Consider the following 952-nt stretch of genomic DNA (forward strand, 5'->3'; position numbering starts at 1 on the left):
GTAGTAACGAATTGATAAGTGTATTAATGCATACCGATTTACCCGAACCGGTTGCACCCGCGATAAGTAAATGCGGCATACGTGCTAAATCCTGAAGAATAGGCTTTCCAAGAATATCCTTACCGAAAATTACGGGCAAGGCTGCATCCTCAGCAAAAGCTATAAGTTCGTGTACCATATCCCGCATATAAACAAATGCACGGTCGGCTTGTGGCACGACAAAGGCTGCTGCACTTCTAAATTGCGGAGCAGACGTCACATCAAACCCCATATGGTGACCAATATGATTAGCAATATCTTCTTTCTTGCTAATTAATTTGGAGAGCTGCACTTTCGGCGGCAATTGAAAGGAAATCGCTTGAAGCGTCGGACCACTCTCTACTGCTAAAACATCAATTTCACCTTCCAACGGAATACCGGCCAGCTGCAGGGCATCAGAGATTAGCTGACCAGCCCCCTCAACTCGCAATATAGATGTAGAATGTGGTTTAGGATTAACCGGCAAATATGAAAAGGGAGCGATCAATGGACCATCCGATAAGGGATTAGTTGGAGCACTCATCAATTGGTTGGTTGAAACATCAGAAACACTTACGGGCTGTGACTCTACCTGCCCCTGAAGAGCGCTTACTGGCATCATGATCGGTCGTTCTCGTTGCTTCCATTCGCGATATCGCTCCAACCATCTAAGCCGGTTGCGCCATACATATTGCATGGCTGCRGGCAACGCTACAAACAAACCAAATAGCATAAGTACATAGCGGATGAGCTGCAGCGCAAATAGCGATATCACCTCTGGCACATTTAGAAATTGCAACGCAATACAAACCGCCAGCGTAATTCCGCATATGCGTGTTAGATATTGTGCAAAGCTTTCTTTTTCATTTGATTTCCCTTTCCCCCCACCCTCCATGAATGAATCAGCCTCCCTGCATCATCTGTTGTATAAAAC

Annotated in this window: 1 protein-coding gene; it reads right to left on the reverse strand. The window is 45.6% G+C overall.

All coding sequences use genetic code 11. The annotated features are described in order from the left end of the window. Positions 1–913: FtsK/SpoIIIE domain-containing protein (locus AC1DSE_RS35810; RefSeq protein ID WP_477529187.1), on the reverse strand; the 913-nt coding region annotated here is incomplete at its 3' end. Positions 914–952: the final 39 nt, after the last annotated feature.

This window comes from Paenibacillus sp. 01L418 (assembly GCF_056400045.1).